This window comes from Luteimonas sp. gir (assembly GCF_037198055.1).
Lineage (GTDB): Bacteria > Pseudomonadota > Gammaproteobacteria > Xanthomonadales > Xanthomonadaceae > Luteimonas > Luteimonas citri_A.
In genome coordinates, this window is sequence record NZ_JBBAXQ010000003.1 from 105,349 (window position 1) to 130,708 (window position 25,360).

The following is a 25,360-nucleotide window of genomic DNA, read 5'->3' on the forward strand; positions in this document are numbered from 1 at the left end:
CTACGAAAAAGCCCGCCGAAAGGCGGGCTTTTTTTTTGCGCGGACATTCGCGCTTGTCCCAGCAAACGCGCTCGTCCGCAGGCCGGTTCCACGCCCTAGAATCCGCCGATGCACAGCCCTCTTCCTCCGTTATCCGACGCCGCGCGTGCGGTCGCCGATCTCAAGGCCCACGGTTTCGCGGTGCTGGCCCCCGACGCGCTGTCGACGCTGTGCGAGGTCGCGATCGCCGATCTGCAGGCGCTGCGATCCGACTGGGACGCGTTACCGCCCGACGGCTACCTGCGCGATGGCGGGCGCTATCGTCGGCGCCGCCATGCCTGCTACGTGCAGCACGGCGACCAACTCGTCGCGGCGGCGCGACGCGCGCACTGGCAATCGGAGGACTACAACGCGCTGCACGGCGGTATGCATCGCTGGTTCGAACCGGTCGACGCGGCCACGGCCGCGGCGCCGGTGTGGACGGCGCTGATCGCCGGGCTCGGCGCGGTGTTCGACCAGGTCCGCGCACGCCAGCCTTGGTACGTGGAGGCGCACCAGTTCCGCATCGACACCACCGATGGCATCGGGCGGCCGACGCCCGAAGGTGCGCATCGCGACGGCGTGGATTTCGTCGCCGTGCTGCTCGTCGCCCGCGAGGGCATCAAGGGCGGCGAAACCCGCGTCTTCGACGCCGACGGCCCCAGCGGCCAGCGCTTCACGCTGACCCGGCCGTGGTCGGCATTGCTGCTCGACGACCACCGCGTCATCCACGAATCGACGCCGATCCAGCCGATCGACGCCGCCGGCCATCGCGATACTCTGGTGCTGACCTACCGCAGCGGCGCGTTCCAGGGCGAGGACTGATCGCGGGCCGGCACTTGGTTACAATCGCAACGAATAGCCGACGCCAACCGGAGTTGCCATGAAGCTGGGTTCATTGAAGGAGGGCGGCCGTGACGGCACCCTGATCGTCGTCTCGCGCGACCTGGCCACCGCCGTGCGTGCCACCGGCGTTGCGGCGACACTGCAGCAGGCGCTCGACGACTGGTCGAACGCCGCGCCCCGGCTCAATGCGCTCTACGAATCGCTCAACGCCGGCGACGCCGACGGTGTCTTCGACCTCGATCTCGTCCGGCTCGCCGCGCCGCTGCCGCGCGCCTACGAGTTCGTCGACGGCAGCGCCTACCTGCCGCACGTCGAGCGGGTGCGTCGCGCGCGGGGCGCCGAGGTGCCCGAGAGTTTCTATACCGATCCGCTGATGTACCAGGCGACCAGCGCCGGGTTCTACGGCCCGCGTGACACGGTCAAGGTGACCAGCGAAGACTACGGGATCGATCTGGAAGCGGAGATCGTCGTGGTCACCGACGATGTGCCGATGGCCGTGACGCCGGCCCAAGCGGCCGGCCATATCCAACTCGTCGGCCTGGTCAACGACGTCAGCCTGCGCAACCTGATCCCGGGCGAACTCGCCAAGGGCTTCGGCTTCCTGCAGGCCAAGCCGAGGTCGGCACTGAGTCCGGTGTTCGTGACGCCGGACGAACTGGGGGAGGCCTGGCGCGAGCACAAGCTGCACCTGCCGCTGGTGACCCACGTCAACGGCGACTGGTTCGGCGCGCCGGAGGCGGGCGTGGATATGCAGTTCGACTTCGCGCAACTGGTGGCCCACGCGGCCAGGACGCGGCCGCTGACGGCCGGCACGATCGTCGGTTCGGGCACCATCGCCAACGCCGATACCAGCAAGGGAGCCTCGTGCTTCGCCGAGCGACGCGTCGTCGAAACCCTCGAGCATGGCGCGCCGAAGACGCCGTTCCTGTCGTTCGGAGACACCGTGCGCATCGAGATGCTCGATGCGTCCGGGGCGAGCATCTTCGGTGCGATCGAGCAGGTCGTCGAGCGCTACGTTCCCGACGTAGACGCCGACGCATGACCGATGCTGCGCTGACGCTGTACGGCTACTGGCGTTCGAGCGCCGCGTACCGCGTGCGCATCGCGCTGCACCTCAAGGGGCTGGCGTTCGCGTCGGTGCCGGTGCACCTGCTGCGCGACGGCGGCGAGCAACGCGCGCCCGTGCACGCGGCGCGCAATCCCCAGCGGCTGGTGCCGGTGTTGCGGCATGGCGAGCGCATGCTGACCCAGTCGCTGGCAATCATCGAATACCTCGACGAGGTCTTCTCGTCGTCGCCGCTGCTCCCCACCGATCCCGTCGCGCGCCATCGCGCGCGTGCGCTCGCGCAACTGGTGGCCTGCGACATTCATCCGCTCGGCAACCTGCGCGTGCTGCAGTTCCTGGAACACGAATGGGACATCGATGCGGCAGGACGCACCCGTTGGATCGGGCGCTGGGTCAGTGATGGGCTCGCGGCGTTCGAGCGCCTGCTGGGCGAGGCGCCCGAAGCGGGCAGGTTCTGCGTCGGCGATGCGCCCGGGCTTGCCGATTGCGCGCTGGTCCCGCAGCTCTACAACGCCCGCCGTTTCGGCGTCGAGCTCGCGCCGTACCCACGCATCCTCGCGATCGAATCGGCTTGCCTGGCGATGCCGGCCTTCGCCGCCGCGCGGCCCGAGGCCCAGCCCGACGCCGCCTGAAGGCCGCGGGCTAGAGCGACTGCGGGGCGAACACGTCCGCGTACGGATCGTGGGCGTCGGCTGAACCTTCAGAGAGCCGGAATTTCAGGTCCAGGCCGTCGCGCGAGTCGGCGGCGCGCAGTGCGGTTTCGCGCTCGATGCGCCCGCTCTTGTAGAGGCGGTAGAGGCACTGGTCGAAGGTCTCCATGCCTTCCTCGAGCGATTCCTCCATCGCCTGCTTGACCTCGTGGACATGGCCTCGGCGCAGCAGGTCGCGGATCGTCGGCGTGTTGAGCAGCACCTCGGTCGCCGGCAGCCGGCGGCCGTCCACGCCCTCGACCAGGCGTTGGGAGATCACCGCGCGCAGGTTCAGCGACAGGTTCATCAGCACGTTCTTGTGCGCGGCCTCAGGGAAGAAGTTGAGGATGCGCTCGATCGTCTGGTCGGCATTATTGGAGTGCAGGGTGGCCAGGCACAGGTGCCCGGTCTCGGCGAACGCGATCGCCGCTTCCATCGTGGTCGCGTCGAGGATCTCGCCGATCAGGATCACGTCGGGCGCTTCGCGCATCGCATTCTTCAACGCGTTGTGGAAGGTCTGGGTGTCGATCCCGACCTCGCGCTGGTTGACCAGTGAGCGCTTGTGCCGATGCAGGTACTCGATCGGGTCCTCGATGGTGAGGATGTGGCCGGCCGAACAGGTATTGCGGTGATCGATCATCGACGCCAGCGTCGTCGACTTGCCCGAGCCGGTGGAGCCCACGATCAGCACCAGCCCGCGCGGTGCGGTGATCACGTCCTTGAGCACCTGCGGCAGCTGCAACTGCGCGATGTCGGGAATCTTGCTGCTGATCGCACGCACCACCATGCCGGCTTCGCCGCGCTGCCGGAAGACGTTGACCCGGAAGCGGCCGACCTCGGGCAGCGAGTAGGCCATGTTCATCTCGAGGTCGCGCTCGAAACGCCGGATCTGCTGCTCGTCCATCATCGAGTAGGCGATCTGGCGGACGACCCCCGGCGCCAGATGCGTGCCCTCGAGCGGCTGCAACCGACCTTCGATCTTGATGTGGATCGGCGCGCCGGTGCTCAGGAACATGTCCGACGCGCTTTTTTCCGTCATCAGCTTCAGAAACGGGCCGATGTCCATGTATGAATTCCCCACGGGCGGCCGGGGCACATTGCGCGCCCCCGGCTTGCTGACGACAATGCCCGTAATGACGCTTTTCGGGCACGATGCTTCGATGAAGACAAGCTTCGCATACATCCGGCCACTGCTGGGCGCAGCCGTGCTCGCCTGTGCCCTGTCGCTTGCAGGCTGCGCCAGCGCACCGCCACCGACCGAGGATCTCGCAGCTGCCCGGCTGTCGGTCGCCCGGGCTGGCGATGCCGACGCCGACCAGTACGCACCGATGCAGATCGACCAGGCGCGCCGCGCGCTCGAACAGGCGCAGGCGGCGGCCGGCAACGGCCGCGATGCCGAAGCGCGGACGCTCGCGCTGTCGGCCTCCGCGCTCGCCGATCTGGCCCACGCCCGCGCGCGTCAGGCGGCCACCGAGGCCGAATTGGCGCAGCGACGCGCCGAGATCACCAATCTGCGCCAGCGGCTGCAGGGGGAGAACTGAGCATGCGCCTGTCGATTCTGACGCTCGCCCTGACCATGGCCGTGTCCACGGCCTGGGCCCAATCGGGCAACGACACCGATGCTGCCGCGCTTCAGCAGCGGCTGCAGGCCATCGATGCCGATGCCGGGACCGCCGGCGCGGCCGCCTACGAGCGCCTGCAGGCACGCCAGGCCCTGGCCACGCTCGCCACGGTGCGGAGCAGCCAGCGCGCATCCGCGCTGCAGATTGCACAGTGGCGGGTGGAAACGGCCGAAGTCGCCGCGCAGACCGAGGTCGCGCGCCGGGAGCTGGGCGAACTCGAGCGCGAGCGCGCGCAGTTGCTGGTCGAGGCCAGCCAGCAGGACGCCGTGCGGGCACGCCAGGAGGCCGAGCGCCTGCGTATCCAGGCGCAGATCCAGGCCGAGGAAGCCGCGCGCCTGCGTCTGGCGGCCGAGGAGGAACTGGCCGCGCGCCAGCAGGCCGAGACCGTGCTGCAGGGGGTCGCGAGTGGCGAGGCCGCCAAGTTGCGCGCCGCGCGCCAGCGTGAGGCCGAACTCAAGCGGCGCGAGGCCGAACTGCTCAAGAGCCTCGAGCCCTGAGTCATCCGTCGGCTGCGTGAGACGGCCGGCGCGACATGCGGGCCCTGTCACTGGCTGTGGGCGCGCCGGGATGTGCTGTCCCGGTGGATCACCTCACATCCATGAATCCAAGTGGAATCAAGCACTTGGCGTCATCTTAACGTGCCGGCCGCGCCATGACGCGATGTGCGTGGGTCCCTGAGCGCTGCTCTTAACGTGTCTGACCGCGCGGCCGCGTTGTCGCATGCCGTCGGGGCCTTGCCGCCGTTGCGACCCCGGAGTAGGGTCGATTGCGCCGGGTGGTCTCCTCTTTCGCCATCCGGTCAACGAACCAGGCCGATGACCGAGACGATCCCTCATGAGGTGTCCGATGCCCGCCCCAAGCGCGGCGCCGCATGCCCGAGCGGATCGTTCGAGGCCCGTCCCCTGGAGGCCGTCCCCGCAGCGCCCCTGCCGTCGCCGGCCGGGGCGTTCGCATTCGTGTCAGGAGGATTTCATGTTCGAAGCGCACTCGCAGGTGGAACTCGAAGAAATCATGAAGGGCAATGTCGAGTTCCGACAGCTCTACTACCGGCACAAGGAGTTGGACAAGAAAGTGCTCAATGCCGAGCTGGGCGTGTTGCCGGTGGATGAAGCCACGCTGTCGCAGATGAAGCGCGAGAAACTTGCCGCGAAGGACCGCCTGGCGTCGATGTACGACGCGATGCAGAAACACTAGGTTCACGTCAGTCGCGGGCGGTGGCGGTCATCCTCGTCGGCCGCCATCGCCCGCGAATGCCGGGTACCGCGACCGGCGCGGTGGCGATGGGCGATAATCGACGGCCCGCCTGCTGTGGACCGGACCCCATGCCGATCGCCTCTTCCGTCCTCGACCTGATCGCCGAGACCCCGATCGTCAAAGCGCGCCGCCTCGACGCCGGCGTCTGCGAACTCTACTTCAAGCTCGAGAACCAGAATCCTGGCGGCTCGATCAAGGACCGGATCGGCCTGAGCATGATCGAAGCGGCCGAACAGCGCGGCGACATCGCGCCCGGCGCCACGCTGGTCGAGGGCACGGCCGGCAATACCGGCATCGGTCTGGCGCTGGTGGCCCAACAGAAGGGCTACAAGCTGATCCTGGTCGTTCCCGACAAGATGAGCCGCGAGAAGATCTTCAACCTCAAGGCGATGGGGGCCGAGGTCGTGCTGACGCGCTCGGACGTGGCCAAGGGCCATCCGGAGTATTACCAGGACCTCGCCGCGCGCATCGCCGCCGAGACGCCTGGCGCCTACTTCATCAACCAGTTCGGCAACCCCGACAACCCGGCCGCGCACGAGCATGGCACCGGCCCGGAAATCCTGCGCCAGATGGCCGAGGTCGGCGGCCTGGACGCGATCGTCTTCGGCTGCGGCAGCTCGGGCACGATGACCGGCCTGTCGCGCTGCTTCGCCGAACATGCCCCGGACGTCGAGCTGGTGCTGGCCGACCCGGTCGGCTCGATCCTGGCCGAATACATCAACGACGGCACGCTCAGCGACAAGTCCGGCAGCTGGATGGTCGAAGGCATCGGCGAGGACTTCCTGCCGAGCATCTCCGACTTCTCGCGCGTGCGGCAGGCCTACGCGATCAGCGACCGCGAGAGCTTCCTGGCGGCGCGCGAACTGCTGCAGGCAGAAGGCATCCTCGGGGGGTCTTCCACCGGCACGCTGCTGGCGGCCGCGCTCAAGTACTGCCGCGCCCAGACGCGCCCCAAGAAGGTGCTGGTGTTCGTCTGCGACACCGGCAACAAGTACCTGAGCAAGCTCTACAACGACTACTGGATGCTCGACAACGGCTTCATCGAGCGTGAGCAGCACGGCGACCTGCGTGACCTGATCCTGCGCCCGTATTCGCGTCGCGACACCGTCGTGCTGGCCCCGGGCGATCTGCTGGTCACCGCCTACCAGCGCATGAAGCTCTACGAGATCTCGCAGTTGCCAGTCATGGACGGCGACCGGATCGTCGGCATCCTCGACGAGAGCGACGTGCTGCTGCACGTCTACGGCGACGAAGGCCGCTTCCGCGATCCGGTCTCGACCGCGATGGTCAGCAAGCTCGACTTCCTGGACGTCAAATCGCCGGTCGAGGCGCTGTTGCCGGTGTTCGACCGCGGCCAGGTTGCGATCGTCACCGAGGGCGAGCGCTTCCTCGGCCTGATCACCCGGATCGACCTGCTGAACTACCTCCGTCGGCGGGTGCAGTAGGCGCCGCGAAGGCGCTGTCGGGCCGGTCTTGATCGACTCGCGCTGCGGTTTGCGGCAGTTCTGGCGCCACGCCAGCTGAACGGCGTGCGCACGGCCTTCTGCGCGCGTCCGTGCGCCGTGGGGCGCGTGAGGCCCGATGCTAGAATCGCCGGCCAGTCGAACAGGACCTTCTTCCATGACCGATGACCGCAACGCGGCCGATCCGGCGCAGTGGGCACTCGGCACCAAGGCGATCCACGCCGGCCAGTCGCCCGACCCGAGCACCGGCGCAGTCATGCCGCCGATCTATGCGACGTCGACCTACGCGCAATCCAGCCCGGGCGAGCACCAGGGCTTCGAGTACTCGCGCACGCACAACCCGACCCGCTTCGCCTACGAGCGCTGCGTGGCGGGCCTGGAAGGCGGCAGCCGCGGCTTCGCCTTCGCCTCGGGCATGGCCGCCGCCGCGACCCTGCTCGAACTGCTCGATAGCGGCGACCACGTCATCGCGATGGACGACCTGTACGGCGGCACCTACCGCCTGTTCGAGCGCGTGCGCACGCGCAGCGCCGGTCTGACGTTCAGCTATGTCGACCTGACCGACCCCGACGCGTTCGACGCCGCGGTGACCGACAGGACCAAGCTCGTCTGGATCGAAACGCCGACCAACCCGCTGCTCAAGATCGTCGACATCCAGGCGATCGCCGAGCGGGCGCACCGCCGCGGGCTGCGCGTGGTTGTCGACAACACCTTCGCCTCGCCGATCGTCCAGCGCCCCCTCGAACAGGGCGCCGACATCGTCATGCATTCGGCCACCAAGTACCTCAACGGCCACTCGGACATGGTCGGCGGCATTCTCGTCGTCGGCGACGACGCCGACCTCGCGGAGCAGATCGCGTTCCTGCAGAACTCCGCCGGCGCCGTCCAGGGCCCGTTCGACAGCTTCCTGGCGCTGCGCGGCCTCAAGACGCTGCACCTGCGCATGCGCGCGCACTGCGAGAACGCCCAGGCGCTGGCCGAGTTCCTCGAAGGGCATGACGCCGTGGCGCAGGTGATCTACCCAGGATTGCCTTCGCACCCGCAGCATGCGCTTGCCAAGCGCCAGATGGATGGCTTTGGCGGCATCGTCTCGGTCCGTATCAAGGGCGGCCACGCGGCCGCGCAGCGCTTCTGCGAGCGGACCGAACTGTTCACGCTGGCCGAGTCCCTCGGCGGCGTGGAAAGCCTGGTCAATCACCCGGCGGTGATGACCCACGCCTCGGTGCCGCCGGCGCGGCGCGCACAGTTGGGGATCCACGACGACCTGGTGCGGTTGAGTGTGGGGGTGGAGGATCTCGGGGATCTGCGGGCTGATCTTGATCGCGCGCTGGAGCGCTAAAGTGCGTACAAGCATGTCGCCGACGCCGCTCTTCTCGATCACAGGGCCGTTCAGTGCGTGGATCAAGCATCGTTCCCTGACGCTCGAGTTGTCGCGTCGCGACATCCTCGGCCGTTATCGCGGGGCCAGCTTCGGATTGCTCTGGTCATTAATCAGCCCGTTTCTGATGCTGATCGTCTACACCCTGGCGTTCGGTTACATCCTCAAGGCGCGTTGGCCTGGAACCACCGGGAATACGACGGATTTCGCCATGCTGTTGTTTCTTGGACTGCTGACGCACGGCTTCTTTGCCGAATGCCTGACGCGGGCGCCGACGCTGATCTCCGGAAATGTGAACCTAGTCAAGAAGATCGTATTTCCGCTGGAAGTACTGCCGTGGACGGTGGTGCTGTCGGCGCTGTTCCATGCGATGACCAATATGGTGGTCTTCGTCCTGCTCAACCTGCTGCTGCGGGGCGAGATTCACTGGACATTGGTGTTCTGGCCACTGGTCCTGGCACCGCTCGCATTCGTGGCATTGGGGACGATCTGGTTGTTGTCTTCTCTGAGCGTATTCCTGCGTGACATCGCCCAGATCACGGGGGTTCTGGCCACTGCCATGCTGTTTCTCTCCTCTGCGATCATTCCGGTGCAAACGTTGCCGGAGAGATACCAGGCGATCTTTCGTCTCAACCCGTTGACATTCATCATCGATCAGGTCAGGGAAATCGCGTTCTGGGGGCGCGTTCCAGATTGGCTAGGACTGCTCGCCTATCTGGCCGGTGCAATGGTCTTCGCTTATCTCGCGTTCGCGGTGTTCCAGAAGACCCGTCGGGGGTTCGCCGATGTCCTCTGACTCGACCTCCATCGCCATCGACGATCTGATCATCGACGCCAGTGGCGTCGGCAAGTGCTACCAAATCTACGAACGCCCTTCTCACCGTCTGTTGCAGGGCCTGTTCGGCGACTCGAAGCGCTTCTATCGCGAGTTCTGGGCCTTGCGTGGAATCGACCTGCAGGTGCGACGCGGCGAGACGCTAGGCATCATTGGCAAGAACGGGTCCGGCAAGTCGACCCTGCTGCAGATGATCGCCGGGACGCTGGCCCCGACCGAGGGTCGCATCGACATCCGGGGCCGGATCGCGGCGCTGCTGGAACTCGGCAGCGGGTTCAATCCCGATTTCACCGGACGCGAGAACGTGTTCCTCAATGCGTCGATTCTCGGCTTGTCGAGCGCACAGATCGATGCCCGGCTGCAGGACATTCTGGACTTCGCCGACATCGGTACTTTCATCGACCAGCCTATCCGCAACTATTCGAGCGGCATGGTGATGCGTCTTGCGTTTTCTGTCATGGCCCACGTCGATGCGGATGTGCTGATCATCGACGAGGCGCTGGCCGTGGGCGATGCATTCTTCACACAGAAGTGCATGCGATTCCTGCGGGAATTCAAGGCGCGCGGCACCTTGCTATTCGTCAGCCATGATGACGCCGCTGTCAGCGGCTTGTGTGATAGGGCGCTCTGGATCGACAGTGGTCGCGCCATGGCTTACGGCGAATCGCGCGATGTCGTGCAGCAGTACCTCGAATCCGTCATCGCGAATCGTCAAGGGGAGACGGCCTTGCTCTCGGGCCGGAGCCAGGGCGCGATAGGTGAGCGCGCACGCCACGATATGCGGCGCGACGTGGTCAATGCATCCAATCTCCGCAACGATATCGAGATCGTGCCGTTCGATCCCGAAGCTCAGGGGTTTGGAGAGATGCGCGCAAGAGTTGTCAACGTCAGTTTGCGTGATCGCGACGGACGCGACCTCTCTTGGTGCGTTGGCGGCGAATCGGTGGTTCTGGACGTGGATTTCAGCGTCGAGGGTGTCCTGGAAAGGCCGATCGTCGGCTTCTACGTCAAGGATCGCCTTGGGCAGCTTCTGTTCGGAGACAACACCTATGTGTCTTCCCTGGGGCAAGCAATGCCCATCGGGACGGGAAGCCAAGCACGAGCGCGTTTCGAGTTCGAGATGCCGCGTCTCAAGGCGGGCGACTACTTCATTACGGTCGGCATCGCCGATGGCAGCAAGGACGAGCATTCGATTCAGCATTGGGTGCACGAGGCGCTCGCCCTGAAGTCGCTTTGCCAGTCGTGGTCGATCGGCATCCTGGGCCTCCCCATGTCGAAGATCTCCTTGGAGGTGATTGAATGAGCGACCTCTTCCGGCTCGAGCAGCACCCGGTTGTGCTGTTGCAACCGTATGTTTCGCAACCCTATTCGTGGGTCGGGCACATTCCGTTCGCGTATCTGGCCGTCGACCTGTTGCGTCCACGCCTGCTGGTCGAACTTGGGACCCATTCGGGTAACTCCTACCTCGCGTTCTGCCAGGCGGTCGACCATCTCGGGCTCGACGGCACGCGATGCGTCGCTGTCGACTCATGGCAGGGCGACGCGCATGCCCAGGGCTACGGCGAAGGCGTGCTCGATACGCTGCGTGCCTATCATGATCCGCGCTATGCCCGCTTTTCCCGGTTGCACCGCTGCTTCTTCGACGATGCACTAGGCGAGTTCGAAGATGGCAGCATCGATCTCCTGCACATCGACGGCCTGCATACCTACGAGGCGGTGCGTCACGATTTCGAAACCTGGTTGCCCAAGCTCAGTCCGCGCGCGGTGGTGCTGCTGCATGACACGGCTGTGGAAGAGCGCGGTTTCGGCGTGGGACGCTATCTTCGTGAGCTCTCGACACGCTATCGGACCTTCAGCTTTCCGCACAGCAACGGTCTTGGCGTTGTGCTGGTGGGCGACCAGGTGCCCAAGCCGATGCGGGCTTTTGCCGATGCATTCGCTCGAGATGACGCGCTTGCGGACTTCCTCGCCGCGTCCGCGCCAGACCCGGCGGCAACCAGTAGCGCGGGAGGTACACAGCGGCATGAGGACGTCCGTGTTTACTTCCGGCGCATGGACGAGGATTTCGACGATTTGCGCCAGGCGGTCGCCAGTAGACCGCTGGGCGCAGGCCCGTACGCGTTGCGCTTCGCGGTACCTGAGAGCAGGGCGGTGAACCGGCTGCGGATCGATCCTGCGGAACGCGCAGGTGTCTTTGGAATCGCAAAGCTCTCCTTGCTGGACGAAGATGGACAGATCCAGCATGAAATCGGTGCGCTGGAGTCGCGCCTAGTTGCCGTCGAGGGTGATCTGCTCAGGCCGCAGATGCCCAACTGGCTGCGGTGGGTGTCGCTTGGACGGGACCCGCATGTCGAATTGGATCTCCCCGAACTCGAGCATGAGCATGTTCGTTTCGTCGAGCTAACGCTAGATTTCGAGGCGGTTGTGCCGGAAGACAGTGCACAAAAAGTGTTCGATGCACTGAAGACGGCGATCGATGGCGTTCTGGTTTCAGCGAGAACCCAAACCCACGTGGCTCACCTTCTGGAGGCGACGCTTCAGGAGGTGCGGGACATCGGTGCCGTGGCTTCGGGCGTGCCGCAAGCAGTGGGTGCGGACTTACGTCAGGAGCTCCGGCTTGCATTCGACGCGCTTCAGGATCGAGTGGCGATCGCATCCCATAACGCGGAGCGTGCGGCCTCGGTCATGCCGGCTTTGGTGGAGGCAGTGGCGACGTTGCAGCATTCGGCCAATGGTTCTGCACAGTTCTCGCTCGACCTGCAGGCCGATCATAGAGATCGATTCCACGCGATCCTAGAACGTGTGGACGGGCTTCCGGAGACGTATGCACGAGTGCGGTCGATCGGCGCGGCCATCGAGAGAATCGAGCAGTCCAAGGGTAGGCGTTGGTGGAAGAAAGTACCTGGTCATGATTGATGCCGGCGCGCTGGATGCACCTTCCGACTGGACGTTGGTCGCGAGTTCCCAATTGCGCGTCGAAGGCGATGCGCTGGTCAGCGAAGACCACGATCCGCATCTGGTGTTCGCGCTCGGCCAGCACCTGGAGCCGGGTTGGTATCGCCTTCGGGTGCGCATCGATGGCAAGATTTCGCTTCCGAGCCTGTATCTTGACTGCGGCGCCGGCATAAGCGAGGCAGGGCGTCAGGACTTGGACCTCGACGACGCAGGTGGAATCGATGCGATTGTCCGCGTATGGGGACCGCTGCGACATGTGCGGCTCGATCCCAGTACGCGTCCAGGCAGGTTTTCGCTCGGTAGCATCCGCTTCGATTCGGTCCCGCCCAGCGAGGCTGTGTGGCGCATGTGGCGAGCGCTCGCTGATCGTCGGGCGGCGCACTCGGCATTGTCCGATGAGTCGGCGGAGATTCGCGCCGAGCATCTTTGGCCGGCATACAGAGTGCAGGACGCGGGTAGTGCGCGTATCGCTTACGGCCACTGGCTGTCATCGCGCGGGCTAGATACGCCGACTGCTGCAAGCAGCGCGCAAGAGACCCGGTCTCAAGTCACCACGATTACGTTGGTGCTGCTGCCTGGGGCTTGCACGACTGCCCTAGTGGCCGCGGCGCGGTCACTCATCGAGCAACTTGTACCTGGCGTTGAGCTCATTGTGCCCGCGGCGGCGGGGATCGCTGGATCCAGGGATGTGCGAATCCTCGCGCCGATGGCGCCCAGGATCGCGCCGGGATTGGAGCAGGCAAGCGGACGCTTCATCAGCTGGATTTCCGCCGACGAGCGTGTGTCGCGGCAAGGCCTCCAGTATGTGTATGACGCCTTGGCCGATGCCGAGGACATTGGCGCCCTCTATACGGATGAGGATTTTGCGACTGTCGAAGGGCGCGCGTGTACGCCTTACTTCAAGCCGGCTTGGGATCCCGATCTCCAGGGGCAGCACGATTTCGTCGGCCCATCGTCGTTCCACCGAGTGAGCCTGTTGAGGCAGATCTATTCGGATGCGCGCGGCGACGGCGTTGCGTGGGCGCACATACTACCGTTACGGATCGCTCACGTCGTGGGGGACGCCGGCATTCGACATCTGCCCGTGCAGGCTCGTCGCCATCTCGCATCGCCGGGTCCCTCGCATCGGCCATTGCGCTCGTCGGGCGCCTCAGCTGTGCAGGTCGCTGATGCGCTTGCACGCTTGCGTCCATCACGCGCCTCAGGGGCCGTCGTCGCCGAGGAAACAGTCCTGCCGCGGCTGACCTACGAATTGCAGGCGGGTACTCGCTGCGACATCGTTATTCCCACACGCGACCGGGTGGAACTGCTGTCGGCTTGTGTAGACAGCATCCTCGCGCTGACGTCTGGGGTGGATTACGAGATCGTGGTCGTCGATAACGGCTCGTCGCAGCCGAAAACGCTCGCGTATCTGGATCGGCTGCGTGAGGACGGGCGGATTCGCGTGATCCGCGATGAATCTCCATTCAATTACTCTGCGCTCAACAATCGTGCGGTGGCTGACTCCACGGCAGACGTTGTGGTTCTGCTCAACAACGATATCGAGATCGTGGACGGTACCTGGCTCCGGGAGCTTGCGGCGCACGCCTGCCGTCCCGAAATCGGGGCCGTGGGCGCCAAACTCCTCTATCCGGATGGGAGCCTTCAGCACGCAGGCGTGATTCTGGGCGTGGAAGGTGTCGCGGCGCATGCCTACCCGGGCTTTCCGCGGTCTCACCCCGGGCAGTTCGGCCGTGCATTGGCGGCTCAGCGGATGTCCGCGGTAACGGCAGCCTGTCTGGCGGTCCGACGAAGCGTTTTTGATGAAGTGGGCGGTTTGGACCCGAGGCTGGCCGTCGCCTTTAATGATGTCGACTTCTGCTTGCGTGTCCGCGAGGCGGGATACTCCAATCTTTGGTTGCCCTGGGTGTGGATGTATCATCATGAATCTGCTAGCCGGGGTCAGGAAGACAGTCCGGAGAAGATTGCCCGTTTCGCGAGCGAAGTCGGTTCGATGAAGGCACGTTGGGGTGACGTGCTCGTCAGCGATCCCGCCTACAATCCCAATCTTTCCCTTTTCGGTCGGGCTTTTTCGATCGATCCCGCCCGGTCTGCCGCTCCTGCGCCGCGGGCCAGTATGCAGGTTGACTGTCGCAATGAATGCAGAGCTGAGTCCGATACAGCAGCTTGAGCGCCTGGATGGTGCTGGTCCCCAGACCCTTTGGCGCGCTTCCGGCAATGATCCGTGCTTCGACGTACGTCTTCCCGATGGGGGAATAGCGGGCGGCTGGTACATCGTCGATCTACAGTTCGAGGTTCTCCGTGGACGCATCCATGGACCTATGCTGTATCCGGACTACTCTAGAAGCCATGTGCTCGAGTCCGATCGCTTGTCGATCCCACTAAGCGGCGCGCGTGCGGGCCGACATTCGGTCCGTCGGCTGGTGAGATTCGTCGCGGATGTCACCGCTCTGCGGTTCGATCCGACATTGATTCCGTGCGAGTTCCGAGTCCTCGCGTTCTCGCTGGAGCGTGTTGGCAAGTTTGCTGCCGCGCGGACAATGTCGCTAACCCTTTGGCAAGGAGGATCGTGGAAAGAACGCGCGCTGCTGCTGCGCGGAGTCGGATTGGATCTGTTGGGCGGCCCCAGGCGCATGGCCGATCGTCTGTATCACATGTATGCGGCTGAAGTGACGGAAATGATCGTCTCCGATTATCAGGTCTGGGTGGACTTCTATGACGATTGCTCGGAGGATGCCGTCGCGCTGGCACTGAGTGCGATGCCTGCCTTCAGCGCGAAGCAGCGCTTTTCGATCGTCGTGCCGACATATAACACCGATCCGAAGTGGTTGAGCGCGTGCATCAAAAGTGTGCAGGCGCAAACGTATCCGCATTGGGAGCTGTGCATTGCCGACGATGCCTCCCCGGATCCGCGGGTGTGGGCATTGATCGAAGATTTTGCCGCGGGTGATCCTAGAATCAAAACGGTGCGGCGAGAAAGCAACGGGCATATCGCGGCGGCTTCGAACAGTGCTATCGCGCTTGCCACCGGCAGCCATATCGCGCTGCTCGACCATGACGATGCGTTGCATCCGATGGCCCTTGCCTGGTGCGCGGTCGAGCTCGATCGCAACCCCCACTGGCGGATGTTGTTCACCGACGAGGACAAGATCGACGCGGAAGGCAATCGTAGCGACCCGTACTTCAAGTCGGATTGGAATCCGGATCTTTTTCTTTCGCAGAACTGTGTCTGTCACCTTGGAGTCTACGAACGTGCACTGATCGAAGAAATTGGAGGGTTTCGCGAGGGGTACGACGGTGCACAGGATTGGGATCTGGCACTGCGTGCCAGCGAAGTCCTGTCGCACGGTCAGATCGGCCATGTGCCCAAGGTCCTTTACCATTGGCGCATGATCGAAGGATCGACCGCATTGGCGCCCGGTGAGAAGAGTTATGCGCACTTTGCTGCGCTGCGAGTAATCCAGGATCACTTCGACCGCACTGGCACTCCCGCCAAGGTTGAGGAAATGCATGGGTACAGCGGCTATTATCACATCGTTCATGAGATTCCTGAGCCTCAGCCGCGCGTCAGCCTGCTTATTCCAACCCGAGATCGAGTGGATCTCCTGCGCCAATGCGTGAATTCCATCTTGGAGCGCACGACCTATCGAAACTATGAGGTCGTCATTCTCGACAACGGATCGATTGAGAAAGATACGCTAGCCTATTTTCGGGAGCTGGCACGTCACTCGAATGTCAGTGTGCTCCGATATGATCAGCCATTCAATTATTCGAAGATCAACAACTTCGGCGCGTCGAACACTCGAGGCGAGATAATTGGGCTACTCAATAATGACATCGAGGTCATTAGTCCAGGCTGGTTGACTGAGATGGTGTCCCACGCGAATCGCCCAGAAATCGGTGTGGTCGGCGCGATGCTTTATTACCCCAATGATACGATCCAGCATGCGGGCGTGGTTCTGGGTGTCGGCGGCGTAGCGGGCCATTCTTATGTCGGCATGCCGCGCGGATACCCGGGGGACAAGCATCGAGCGGGCCTTGCGCAGAATGTAAGCGCGGTAACAGCCGCCTGCGCTGTCTTGCGGCGTTCTGTTTTCGATAAAGTCGGCGGACTCGACGAGGCGCTCGTCGTGGCGTTCAACGATGTCGACTTCTGCATTCGCGTACGTGAGGCCGGATATCGGAACCTTTGGACTCCGTTTGCGGAGCTCTACCACCACGAATCTGCGTCACGTGGGTACGAGAATACGCCAGAAAAGATCGAACGGTTCAAACGGGAAGAGAGTTTCATGAGGGCGCGCTGGGGGAAAATTCTCGAATCGGACCCCTACTACAATCTCAATCTCAGTCTTACGAATGCTCCATTCACACTTGCTTATCCCCCGCGCGTCAATGGTTCTCCATCAGACGTTACAGGTGCAAGGTGAAGTTTCGATACTGCCAGGAAGAGCGCAAGAATGTATGCGGATGGATTGCAGTCGTGAGCACGACGAGCATGCCCGGCCACGTGAGCGGTGGAGCGTTTCATGAGTGAGGCCACTGCATCCCGTCCGCTCGGACCCGTGGCCTCTCCCACTTGGAGTGCCCGGATGGGAAAGTTACTCGCTCTCGCGTTCGCAATTCTGTGTCTCTTGGTCATTGGCAACGCACTACGGCCAGCTCCCCTTGTGCTAGAGATTGACGCCAACATCGGGACTTCGGCTGCGGGTCAGGTGTTCCATTCGCGTGACGGTAGCTACAGTGAGGATCGCTCGGAGTGGTTCGACGTCGTCGTAGGCCGGCGAAATATTTATCGGATTCCAGTTGCCGGAAAGCTTCCGCGATCCATCCGTCTCGATCTGGGGGCGGCGCCCGGTGAGATCGTGCTGTACAAGCTGGTCTTCAAGCGAGGCAGTAGAGAGGTTGTCCTCGGTCCTGACGACCTTGCCCAGTCGATTCAGCCACTGAGCGGTGTGGCAGTGGGCGACGCGCGGGATGGACTTGCCATTGCCTCGCTGGACCCCGACCCGCACTTCGAGATAGTGGTCCCCGAGTCGCTTCGGACGCCCGCATGGGGCAGTGTGGCAATGGCATCGGCGGCGCTCTTGGGTCTACTGGTACTCGCTTGGACCTATCGTTCCTGGTTGCGCCGCGCCCTGGCGACGGTGGCCCTGATCCGGCCAACGTTGCTTTGGCCTGTCATTGGCCTCATTGGCACTTTCGCGATCCTACGCATTACTGGCGTGGGCCTTTCGGGTGTCCGTCCCTTCCGGTCTTTACTGGAGGGCGGCGGATTGATGATCGCCATCCTGGCATTTGCCACGATCGGTCGGGCCGCGCTAGGCGTTGGAATGTCGGCGCGATCCTGGCGTTCCTTTGGACTCGCGGGAAACGCGCTGCTGGGTCTGGGCTTGCTGTTTCTCTACGTGTATCTGCGATCACTTCCGGGTGCCCTGGGTGTTCCAATTCGCATTACGGGCTTGGAAATAATGATGGTCGCGGTGCTATGCGGCGTGTTCTTGGTCCGGCGCGGAGCGGGCCAGGCGTTGACCTCGACCGATGTTGGCCTGGTCGCATTCCAGGTGACGGTCCTGTTCTTGCTATGCGTTGTCGTAGCTGACCGCGAGCTGCCACGCCTGGTCATGCTATCCAGTGATCCTGATTCGCACGCCTTCTTTGCGCGGCAGATCGTTCATTTCGGTGGCGTGCCCCGGCAGCAGGGCGTCTGGGGGGAAGACAGCCTCAATTATCCGGCTGGCACAGGTGTCCTGATTGCTCTGTGGTCATGGCTATCCATGCTCGATGTCCGGGACTCGGCGAGTGTGGCGTCCTTCATCATCTACTCGCTCTCCGCGTTGGCCTTGGCAGACGCAACGAGCTATCGCGCGAGCGGCGGTGTGCGGGTCGCGATGGGCCTGATGGCGCTTCTGCTCCTGTTCGCTGCTTACATGATGCCCTTGCACGCGAGCTACGTGCACATGGAGGGTCTCGGGCGCGTACTGGCGTTCGGCTTTCTGACGCTGGTCGGTATGATCGTGCTTGCGGTCTGCAGGCAGGTCCTGGGTCGGGTACACGCAGTTGCCATCCTGGCGGCGCTGCTCTTCGCTCTGGCTTCTTTGAACCCGGTCAATGTTGTGGCGGGTGCTCTGATCGTGGGTGCCGGGGCCGTCTGGACCATTGCTGGCGGACGCTGGCACGACGGTATTGTTCTGCTGCTTTCTGTGTTCGGCGTCGCGCTTGTTGTGGTGGATCCGTACTTCCTTGGGATGGCGACTGGACAGGCTTCTGCTGAGAAATTGGCACTCGAAGGTTTCGGCTCGACGTCGGTCGTAGAAGGTATCCGGCTGGGGCTGGTCGATTTGTCGGCACACCCCTGGTCCCACCTGGCGGCTGCGATGGAAGTCTTCCCGGGGGCGCCTCGCCTTGCTTCGATTCTGCTGTTGGCCGGTCTCGGGGTCACCTGGGCTTGCATATTGCGCAGGCGCGACCTGTGGCGTATCGGGCTTTCCGCCTTTGCCGTTCTGATGGTCGCGGCATCTGCGCTGGCGATCTCACAGCAATTCGGAACCGACAAGCGGTTCTTTCTGGTCGCGCCGTACCTGCCGGTAGCGTTGGCTCAGGTCAAGATGCTCTTGGTGATGTCTTTGTCAATTGCCCTCGTGACAGAGATTGCCGCCCGCCGGCGCGTAGCTGCGGCGGCAGTACTAGCTGCCGCGCTAGTAGCGGGTTCGGCATCTGTCATTCGTCCGAACGCGAACTTCTTCCTCGCTCCCAAGCGTTCCTATTGCGGGGGCGTTGAATGCCCCGTCCAGGACGACATCGAAGTGCTTGGACAATTCAGAGCGTATCTCGAGGCGGAAGGTGTTGATCCGGACGCGTCGGAGGATCGACTTCTTATCGCGAACAGAATTGTCCGCATGGGGCGAGAGCTATGGCTGTTCCCCGCTGGTGGCGGACGTCTCGCGCCCCATGCGGATGTCGGTCCGGTTGCGTTTTTCTATTTCCAGGGCGACCCGGACTACACAACGTACAACTATATTACGCACATCTGCGAACGATTCGATATCTCGTGGTTACGGGAGCAGAAGGTGCGCTACGTGCTGCTCCCCGCGACAGAGGGAGACTGGTGCATCCATGATGTCGCTACGCTTGTCACTCGGTGGCAAACAGTAGCGATTTCCGGAGATGCCCGTGTCATTGACTTGGAGCGAGAAGCCCATGTTCCGTGAAATCGCAATGATCGCTTTCGTCACCTTCTGTACGCTTGGAAGCCAGCTGATGGTCAAGCGAGCGGTAACACTGCTTGCCTTGCGTGAACCAGTGCCTACCGGGATCCACTGGCTGATCGCCGCCTGCTTTTCGCCTTATGTAATCGCTGCCGTCGCTATTCAGGCTGTGGGCTTCATTACCTGGGTGGTGATCGTAAGCCGGGTCAAACTAGGCCTCGCATTTGCGATTTCTGGTGCTTTCCTCTACATCCTGATTGCTGCGTCGAGCTGGCTGCTTTACGGGGAACGACTCCAGCCCTTGCAGTGGATGGGGCTTGTGCTGGTATCGTCCGGCGTTCTGTTAATGATGTTGGCGGGCAAGCCAGCTTGATTGGTCGCCAGAGTAACCCAGCGCGCCTGGACACTGCGTGGTAGTGCAGTGATGAGCAGCCCTGAGCGTGATGCGTTTGCACTGCTCCCAGGTGGCATCAGCGTTAGAGCACGCGAGCTCTTTTCGTTATGCTAACTCCCTTACCCGACTACATCGGTTTTCTGGCCGCGGCGCAGTGCCGTTAGACCCCCGGTGAAATCAGAAGCAGTCCTGCCAGGCCGTCGACAGGTCGTGGCGATCCAGTAATCAATCAGGAGCTCAAATGACAAAGCGCGCGCTCATCACGGGCATCACAGGGCAGGACGGCTCCTATCTGGCGGAGTTCCTACTGGAGAAGGGATACGAGGTGCACGGTATCAAGCGTCGTGCATCATCGTTCAACACGCAGCGTGTTGACCACATCTATCAAGACCCGCATGAGAGCGGCGCCCGTTTGCACCTTCACTACGGTGACCTGACTGATACCAGTAATCTCACTCGGATTCTGGCAGAAGTTCAACCGGATGAGGTCTACAACCTCGGCGCTCAGAGCCACGTTGCCGTGAGTTTCGAGTCGCCAGAGTACACCGCCGACGTCGATGGCATCGGTACGCTCCGCCTGCTGGAGGCCATTCGTTTCCTCAAGATGACCGATCGGACCCGCTTCTATCAGGCATCGACTTCTGAGTTGTACGGTCTTGTACAGGAAACACCGCAGCGCGAAACCACACCTTTTCATCCGCGCAGTCCGTATGCGGTCGCAAAGTTGTATGCGTACTGGATCACGGTCAATTACCGCGAGGCCTATGGGATGTATGCGTGCAACGGTATTCTCTTCAATCACGAGAGTCCGCGTCGTGGCGAGACCTTCGTGACCCGTAAGATCACTCGAGGTTTGGCGAACATCGCACAGGGTTTGGAGTCCTGTCTGTTCATGGGCAACATCGATTCGCTCCGTGACTGGGGGCATGCCAAGGACTACGTGCGTATGCAGTGGCTCATGCTGCAGCAAGATGCCGCCGAGGATTTTGTCATCGCGACGGGTGTGCAGTACTCCGTGCGTGAGTTCATCGCGTGGTCGGCAGCGGAGCTTGGGCTCGAGCTGGCGTTCTCAGGGAGCGGCGTCGATGAAGTCGCGACGGTCGTCTCCGTCACGGGTGACAAGGCGCCCGCGGTCAGGCCCGGCGATATCATCGTGCGCATTGATCACCGCTACTTTCGTCCTGCCGAAGTCGAGACCCTACTGGGTGACCCCGACAGAGCGAAGGCCCGGTTGGGCTGGGTGCCGGAGATTACCGTGAAGCAAATGTGCGAGGAGATGGTGGCCCATGATCTGCAGATCGCGCGGCGACACGCGTTGCTCAAGGCGCACGGACACGATGTGCCTGTCAGTCTGGAGGGTTGAGCATGAACTTCACACTTGCTGGCAAGCGCATCTGGGTCGCGGGACACCGCGGTATGGTGGGTGGTGCGGTGGTCCGTCGGCTTGCAAGCGAGAATTGCGAGGTCATTGTTGCCGGCCGCGATGAGGTCGACCTCGTTGAGCAGGCGCAGGTGCGCGAATGGATGGAGAAAAAACGGCCTGATGCGATCGTTCTGGCTGCGGCCAAGGTCGGCGGCATCAAGGCGAACAGCGATTTTCCTGTCGACTTCCTTTACCAGAACTTGATGATCGAGGCGAACATACTGCAAGCTGCGCACGAGCAGGAAGTTTCGCGCGTGTTGTTTCTCGGCTCCTCGTGTATCTATCCTAAGCTTGCGCCGCAACCGATCGCAGAAGACAGCTTGCTAACCGGGCCGCTTGAGCCGACCAACGAGTGGTATGCAATCGCGAAGATCGCAGGCATCAAGCTGACGCAAGCGTACCGCGCCCAGTACCAGCGCGATTGGATCTCCGCGATGCCGACGAATCTTTATGGTCCTGGCGACAACTACGACCTGGATTCCTCACATGTGCTGCCGGCACTTCTGCGAAAGTTTCACGAAGCCAAGAAGGCGGGTTCACAGTCGGTCGTTGTCTGGGGCTCGGGTACTCCACTGCGCGAGTTCATGCACTGCGATGACTTGGCGGACGCGCTGGTGTTCTTGTTGAAGATGTACTCTGGCCATGACCACGTCAACGTCGGATCGGGCGTCGAAGTGAGCATCAGAGAACTGGCGGAAACCATTGCGCGCGTGGTGGGATACGAGGCCGAACTGGTATTCGATAGCACAAAACCTGATGGGACGCCGCGGAAGCTGATGGACTCCAGTCGGCTACGCGCCATGGGTTGGAATCGCAGCCGGGATCTCGATGCCGGCATCGCAGATGCTTATCGTCATTTCCTCGATGCCGGCGCTTGATGCCAATAGGCGGGCATCGTCTGGGCAGTTCCGGGGACGTACATCGCCTCACGCGCTCTGCGGCAAGGAACCGGTTGATGCCCGCGATTCGCGGGCGTGCATGAGCGGGCGTCAGGCGCCGGACGTCAATCCCGATTGGCCAGAAGACGAGCGCGCGCATTCACTCGCTTGGCGGCAAAGGCTGAGGCGTAACGGATGGGAAGCGCCCACAGTGGGCTCAGCGGACGGAGCGCTGCAGGCAGATGCCGTCGCTTGATCGCCTCAGCTTCGGCGCCAGAGGCGTTGCGGTTGGCTACCGTGAGGGAATCCGGATGCCAGCGGAATCCGGAGACGGCATCTCGCGTGTAGGCGAAGTTCCCGTGGGCCCGAAGCTTCAAGAATGCGTCGAGATCCATCGCGTACTTCAGCGAGGTGTCGAATCCGCCAATGGCGAGCAGACTGTCGAGGCGCACCATCGTGCCCGGATGCGGAATCAGATTAGGACCCCAGGCGAGCAACGCAGGCGCAAGTGCGCCTGCGTTGCTGGTAGCGATGATGCGGCCTTCGGCGTCAATGTAGTCGCATCCTCCGAACGCCAGAACCGCGTCGGGGCGCGTTTCCAGAATGTGCTGCAGCTTCCCGAGGCCGCCAGGCCGGAAAACGTCGTCGTCGCCAATCCACGCGTAATAGATTTCCCCATCGCGTGCGTTCAGTCCACAATTGATCGCCGCCGAAATCCCCTTCCGTGGGTCGTCCACAACAACTGCCCCCTTGGAAGCGGCCAGTTGACGAGCCGCCAGCGCGTCGGGCGGCGCGACGACCACGAGCGTCAGCGCGACATCCCGACGCTGCGCATCGACCGACTCGAGTGTTTCCAATAGCGTCTCGAGGCGGTCGCCCAAGGTCGGCAGGATGACAAGCACCTTTGAAGCGGTCATGGTCCACATTTCCCGGTTGGTCCCCCGGTAGACCACATGGTATAGGCCGGGCAAAGACGCTTTTCTAACGCGTTCGCCGAATTATAGCGAGATTGCGAGCGCTGACGGGGCGCGCCATTTTGTGCTGAGCCCCTTAGGCTTCATGTAGATGTTGTTCCCATCGCCAGGCGTCGGCGCATATTTGCGCTAAGCCGTGTTCGGCCCTCCACCTGAGGAGCGTCTCCGCGAGAGTGGGATCGGCGAAGCATGAGTCCGTGTCGCCGGGTCTACGATCGACAATGCGGTAAGGAATGTCACGTCCACACACTTCGCTGAAACTTCGGATGATCTCGAGAACTGAGTATCCGCATCCCGTTCCAAGGTTGACTGTCATGCTCGTGGCCGTACGCTCCAGATAGGACAAGGCGCAGACGTGTGCCCGGGCAAGATCCATAACGTGGATGTAATCGCGAACCCCGGTACCGTCCGCGGTTGCGTAATCGTTTCCGAACACGTGTACCTCGGGCCTCAAGCCTGCAGCGACTTGCGCGACATAGGGAACTAGATTGCTCGGGGTGCCCCGAGGCAGTTCGCCGAGGCGGCCGCTCGGATGCGCTCCGGCGGGATTGAAGTACCGAAGGGTTGCAGCGTGGAAGCCAACACCTGCTGCGGCAACGTCGGCGATGGCCTGTTCCATCATCAACTTCGTGCGGCCGTAGGGATTGATGGCGCCGACGCGCGCATCCTCGCGCACCGGGGATCGGTCTGGATGTCCGTAGACGGTCGCTGACGAACTGAAGACCAGCCGCTTGCAATCCGTCGCGTGCATCGCATCCAGAAGGTTGAGCGTCCCACAAACGTTATTTCGGTAGTAAAGCAACGGCTCGGCGATGCTCTCGCCGACGGATTTCAATGCGCCGAAATGAATGACGCCCTCAGGCCTGATGTCCTGCATGATCGAAATCGTGTCGTCACGGTTGCGCAGATCCAGCTCGATGCACCGGAGGTCACGGCCCGCGAGGGCCCTGATGCGATCCGGAATCCAGCGCTCGCTGTTGCAGAAATTATCGACGATCACCACGTCGTAACCAGCAGTCAGCAATGCGATCGATGTGTGGGAGCCGATGTAGCCGGCACCGCCGGTAACCAGAATCGTCGTCCCCTCTTCTGTGCAGAAGGTCACTCAAGACTCCCTGGCGGTGGGATATGGTTTTCGAGTGCGCTGCCCGTTTCAGATTCCGGTTTCTTTTTCATTGCAGCTTCGAGCATGGCGATGCGACGCGCGAGATGAACGATCTGCCGCTGGTTGTCCTTGTCCTTCGCGTAGGTATTAAACATCTGGAATGCAGCGACCTGTGCAAGGGCGTACACGAGGAGGTCCGTACCTCGGCCTACACCTACGAGGTGCGCAAACGCAGTCAGGCTCTCGGGGAACAGCACCGCGACGACTGCGGCGATCACGAATCCGACCAGCAGCACCTTCTTGAAGGCGTTAGAGCGGCTCGTGCCTCTAGATGACAGGAAGTACCAGGCAATCCAGATCGTTGAAACGATGAGCAGTGCGCGGATGATCATTATCGGATTGCCTTCCTGAGCAAAGCGTCGAACGCGATGTTGACCGCATTGATGATCGATTGGCCTTTGCCGCGAGAGTAGTCGCTGTAGATGATCGTAACGGGGACCTCGGCGTAGCTGAAACGCTGCTGCCCGATGCGCTCGACGATCTCCGACGCATGCGAGAAATCGGGGAGCTCCAGCTTAAGGCGCTCGGCCGCACGTCGATGGATCACGCGCAGGCCATTGTGCGTATCGGTCAGTCGCACGCCCGAGGTCAGATTCGAAAACCAGACCGCGGCTTTGAGGATGAGCCGCTTGGTCGTCGGCATATTGATCGCGGCGCCAAGGAAGCGCGAGCCGAGCACGACATCCAGGTCGTTAAGTTCCGCGTGCGCGAGCATATTTCGTACGTCTTCGATCCGATGCTGGCCATCGGCATCGAAAGTAACGATGTAGGTGATGGTCGGATCCAGAAGCGCAACATCGATGCCGGTCTGCAGGGCCGCGCCCTGGCCGAGATTGATCGGATGGCGAATCAGGGTCGCTCGGGTGGCGGAAACCTGCGCGCGCGTATCGTCAGTACTGCCGTCATCGATGACGAACACATGTGGAAACTCGTCTGGAATCGCCTCGATCGTCGCACGGATCGCGGCTCCCTCGTTGTAAGCGGGAATGACCAGGACCACGTTGGAGTATCTGGATCGCATGGTATTCACGGATTGGATTGGGGGGGGCGTGGAGTGACGAGCGTCGGGACACCGCTGTGGAGTCGGTAGCATCTCTGGGGTCGCAACTGCTCTGGTTGAACGCTCGGTGCGAATGGTGGGCTTCCGGTCTGCGATGCGGTCGCAGCAATCGTTGGCCGCGCGTTGCGGTCTACC

Annotated in this window: 22 protein-coding genes; 17 read left to right on the top strand and 5 right to left on the bottom strand. The window is 62.7% G+C overall.

Annotation, left to right across the window (positions count from 1 at the left end; all coding sequences use genetic code 11):
- Window positions 1-108: 108 nt before the first annotated feature.
- From WAF18_RS06975 to maiA, 3 genes are read left to right on the top strand one after another with little or no spacing between them, the layout of a single operon-like run.
- The gene (locus WAF18_RS06975) at window positions 109-843 is read left to right on the top strand and encodes a 2OG-Fe dioxygenase family protein (RefSeq protein WP_337244458.1); all 735 of its coding nucleotides are present in this window, start codon (window positions 109-111) and stop codon (window positions 841-843) included.
- Window positions 844-901: 58 nt separating this feature from the next.
- A complete protein-coding gene (locus WAF18_RS06980) occupies window positions 902-1,906 on the top strand; it encodes a fumarylacetoacetate hydrolase family protein (protein ID WP_337244459.1) in 1,005 nt (334 codons plus the stop codon).
- Window positions 1,903-2,562, top strand: coding sequence for a maleylacetoacetate isomerase (maiA, locus tag WAF18_RS06985; protein WP_337244460.1), 660 nt, complete (start codon window positions 1,903-1,905; stop codon window positions 2,560-2,562). The genes WAF18_RS06980 and maiA overlap by 4 nt, the downstream gene beginning before the upstream one ends.
- A 10-nt stretch (window positions 2,563-2,572) precedes the next feature.
- Here the strand turns inward: maiA and WAF18_RS06990 are convergent, their stop codons facing one another.
- Window positions 2,573-3,685, bottom strand: coding sequence for a PilT/PilU family type 4a pilus ATPase (locus WAF18_RS06990; protein WP_183427672.1), 1,113 nt, complete (start codon window positions 3,683-3,685; stop codon window positions 2,573-2,575).
- Between WAF18_RS06990 and WAF18_RS06995 the strand changes: the two genes are divergently transcribed.
- The 14 genes from WAF18_RS06995 (at window position 3,633) to WAF18_RS07060 (ending at window position 22,026) form a co-directional block, all read left to right on the top strand.
- Window positions 3,633-4,160, top strand: coding sequence for a DUF4398 domain-containing protein (locus tag WAF18_RS06995; protein ID WP_337244461.1), 528 nt, complete (start codon window positions 3,633-3,635; stop codon window positions 4,158-4,160). The two genes, WAF18_RS06990 and WAF18_RS06995, sit on opposite strands and share 53 nt — an antisense overlap.
- A gap of 2 nt (window positions 4,161-4,162) precedes the next feature.
- Window positions 4,163-4,738 carry a hypothetical protein gene (locus WAF18_RS07000; protein ID WP_337244462.1) on the top strand — a complete coding sequence of 192 codons (576 nt, stop codon included), beginning with the start codon at window positions 4,163-4,165 and terminating at the stop codon, window positions 4,736-4,738.
- A gap of 475 nt (window positions 4,739-5,213) precedes the next feature.
- Entirely contained in the window at window positions 5,214-5,435 is a 222-nt protein-coding gene (locus WAF18_RS07005; protein ID WP_047137910.1) for a YdcH family protein, read from the top strand.
- Window positions 5,436-5,563: 128 nt separating this feature from the next.
- Entirely contained in the window at window positions 5,564-6,940 is a 1,377-nt protein-coding gene (locus WAF18_RS07010; protein ID WP_183427669.1) for a pyridoxal-phosphate dependent enzyme, read from the top strand.
- Window positions 6,941-7,115: 175 nt separating this feature from the next.
- Window positions 7,116-8,297 carry a cystathionine gamma-synthase gene (locus WAF18_RS07015; RefSeq protein WP_337244463.1) on the top strand — a complete coding sequence of 394 codons (1,182 nt, stop codon included), beginning with the start codon at window positions 7,116-7,118 and terminating at the stop codon, window positions 8,295-8,297.
- Window positions 8,298-8,310: 13 nt separating this feature from the next.
- Entirely contained in the window at window positions 8,311-9,132 is an 822-nt protein-coding gene (locus tag WAF18_RS07020; RefSeq protein WP_337244464.1) for an ABC transporter permease, read from the top strand.
- Entirely contained in the window at window positions 9,122-10,474 is a 1,353-nt protein-coding gene (locus WAF18_RS07025) for an ABC transporter ATP-binding protein (RefSeq protein ID WP_337244465.1), read from the top strand. Before WAF18_RS07020 ends, WAF18_RS07025 begins: the two co-directional genes overlap by 11 nt.
- Complete coding sequence (locus tag WAF18_RS07030) at window positions 10,471-12,087, top strand: class I SAM-dependent methyltransferase (protein WP_337244466.1); 1,617 nt, start codon at window positions 10,471-10,473, stop codon at window positions 12,085-12,087. Before WAF18_RS07025 ends, WAF18_RS07030 begins: the two co-directional genes overlap by 4 nt.
- Window positions 12,080-14,296: a glycosyltransferase family 2 protein gene (locus tag WAF18_RS07035; RefSeq protein ID WP_337244467.1), complete on the top strand. Its 2,217-nt coding sequence runs from the start codon at window positions 12,080-12,082 to the stop codon at window positions 14,294-14,296. The genes WAF18_RS07030 and WAF18_RS07035 overlap by 8 nt, the downstream gene beginning before the upstream one ends.
- Window positions 14,262-16,553 carry a glycosyltransferase family 2 protein gene (locus WAF18_RS07040; protein WP_337244468.1) on the top strand — a complete coding sequence of 764 codons (2,292 nt, stop codon included), beginning with the start codon at window positions 14,262-14,264 and terminating at the stop codon, window positions 16,551-16,553. Before WAF18_RS07035 ends, WAF18_RS07040 begins: the two co-directional genes overlap by 35 nt.
- Window positions 16,554-16,715: 162 nt before the next feature.
- Window positions 16,716-19,334: a hypothetical protein gene (locus tag WAF18_RS07045; protein WP_337244469.1), complete on the top strand. Its 2,619-nt coding sequence runs from the start codon at window positions 16,716-16,718 to the stop codon at window positions 19,332-19,334.
- The gene (locus tag WAF18_RS07050; RefSeq protein ID WP_337244470.1) at window positions 19,324-19,704 is read left to right on the top strand and encodes a hypothetical protein; all 381 of its coding nucleotides are present in this window, start codon (window positions 19,324-19,326) and stop codon (window positions 19,702-19,704) included. The genes WAF18_RS07045 and WAF18_RS07050 overlap by 11 nt, the downstream gene beginning before the upstream one ends.
- Window positions 19,705-19,966: 262 nt before the next feature.
- Window positions 19,967-21,088: a GDP-mannose 4,6-dehydratase gene (gene gmd / locus WAF18_RS07055; RefSeq protein WP_337244471.1), complete on the top strand. Its 1,122-nt coding sequence runs from the start codon at window positions 19,967-19,969 to the stop codon at window positions 21,086-21,088.
- Between the two features lie 2 nt (window positions 21,089-21,090).
- On the top strand, window positions 21,091-22,026 hold the full coding sequence (locus tag WAF18_RS07060) for a GDP-L-fucose synthase (protein ID WP_337244472.1): 936 nt from the start codon (window positions 21,091-21,093) through the stop codon (window positions 22,024-22,026).
- Between the two features lie 125 nt (window positions 22,027-22,151).
- Here the strand turns inward: WAF18_RS07060 and WAF18_RS07065 are convergent, their stop codons facing one another.
- From WAF18_RS07065 to WAF18_RS07080, 4 genes are all read right to left on the bottom strand, one after another.
- Complete coding sequence (locus WAF18_RS07065) at window positions 22,152-22,943, bottom strand: glycosyltransferase (RefSeq protein ID WP_337244473.1); 792 nt, start codon at window positions 22,941-22,943, stop codon at window positions 22,152-22,154.
- Window positions 22,944-23,076: 133 nt separating this feature from the next.
- Entirely contained in the window at window positions 23,077-24,105 is a 1,029-nt protein-coding gene (gene galE / locus WAF18_RS07070) for a UDP-glucose 4-epimerase GalE (RefSeq protein WP_337244474.1), read from the bottom strand.
- Complete coding sequence (locus WAF18_RS07075; RefSeq protein ID WP_337244475.1) at window positions 24,102-24,497, bottom strand: DUF2304 domain-containing protein; 396 nt, start codon at window positions 24,495-24,497, stop codon at window positions 24,102-24,104. The genes galE and WAF18_RS07075 overlap by 4 nt, the downstream gene beginning before the upstream one ends.
- Window positions 24,497-25,186, bottom strand: a complete 690-nt coding sequence (locus tag WAF18_RS07080; RefSeq protein WP_337244476.1) for a glycosyltransferase family 2 protein — start codon at window positions 25,184-25,186, stop codon at window positions 24,497-24,499. The genes WAF18_RS07075 and WAF18_RS07080 overlap by 1 nt, the downstream gene beginning before the upstream one ends.
- Window positions 25,187-25,360 lie beyond the last annotated feature (174 nt).

Coding starts and splice junctions, on each gene's coding strand:
- WAF18_RS07045 (WP_337244469.1), top strand. CDS start 16,716: ATGGGAAAGTTACTCGCTCTCGCGTTCGCAATTCTGTGTCTCTTGGTC.
- WAF18_RS07000 (WP_337244462.1), top strand. CDS start 4,163: ATGCGCCTGTCGATTCTGACGCTCGCCCTGACCATGGCCGTGTCCACG.
- WAF18_RS07040 (WP_337244468.1), top strand. CDS start 14,262: ATGAATGCAGAGCTGAGTCCGATACAGCAGCTTGAGCGCCTGGATGGT.
- WAF18_RS07050 (WP_337244470.1), top strand. CDS start 19,324: ATGTTCCGTGAAATCGCAATGATCGCTTTCGTCACCTTCTGTACGCTT.
- WAF18_RS07060 (WP_337244472.1), top strand. CDS start 21,091: ATGAACTTCACACTTGCTGGCAAGCGCATCTGGGTCGCGGGACACCGC.
- WAF18_RS06975 (WP_337244458.1), top strand. CDS start 109: ATGCACAGCCCTCTTCCTCCGTTATCCGACGCCGCGCGTGCGGTCGCC.
- WAF18_RS07030 (WP_337244466.1), top strand. CDS start 10,471: ATGAGCGACCTCTTCCGGCTCGAGCAGCACCCGGTTGTGCTGTTGCAA.
- maiA (WP_337244460.1), top strand. CDS start 1,903: ATGACCGATGCTGCGCTGACGCTGTACGGCTACTGGCGTTCGAGCGCC.
- WAF18_RS06980 (WP_337244459.1), top strand. CDS start 902: ATGAAGCTGGGTTCATTGAAGGAGGGCGGCCGTGACGGCACCCTGATC.
- WAF18_RS07005 (WP_047137910.1), top strand. CDS start 5,214: ATGTTCGAAGCGCACTCGCAGGTGGAACTCGAAGAAATCATGAAGGGC.
- WAF18_RS07015 (WP_337244463.1), top strand. CDS start 7,116: ATGACCGATGACCGCAACGCGGCCGATCCGGCGCAGTGGGCACTCGGC.
- WAF18_RS07025 (WP_337244465.1), top strand. CDS start 9,122: ATGTCCTCTGACTCGACCTCCATCGCCATCGACGATCTGATCATCGAC.
- WAF18_RS07080 (WP_337244476.1), bottom strand. CDS start 25,186: ATGCGATCCAGATACTCCAACGTGGTCCTGGTCATTCCCGCTTACAAC.
- WAF18_RS07035 (WP_337244467.1), top strand. CDS start 12,080: ATGATTGATGCCGGCGCGCTGGATGCACCTTCCGACTGGACGTTGGTC.
- WAF18_RS06995 (WP_337244461.1), top strand. CDS start 3,633: ATGTCCGACGCGCTTTTTTCCGTCATCAGCTTCAGAAACGGGCCGATG.
- WAF18_RS06990 (WP_183427672.1), bottom strand. CDS start 3,685: ATGGACATCGGCCCGTTTCTGAAGCTGATGACGGAAAAAAGCGCGTCG.
- WAF18_RS07065 (WP_337244473.1), bottom strand. CDS start 22,943: ATGACCGCTTCAAAGGTGCTTGTCATCCTGCCGACCTTGGGCGACCGC.
- gmd (WP_337244471.1), top strand. CDS start 19,967: ATGACAAAGCGCGCGCTCATCACGGGCATCACAGGGCAGGACGGCTCC.
- WAF18_RS07075 (WP_337244475.1), bottom strand. CDS start 24,497: ATGATCATCCGCGCACTGCTCATCGTTTCAACGATCTGGATTGCCTGG.
- WAF18_RS07020 (WP_337244464.1), top strand. CDS start 8,311: ATGTCGCCGACGCCGCTCTTCTCGATCACAGGGCCGTTCAGTGCGTGG.
- WAF18_RS07010 (WP_183427669.1), top strand. CDS start 5,564: ATGCCGATCGCCTCTTCCGTCCTCGACCTGATCGCCGAGACCCCGATC.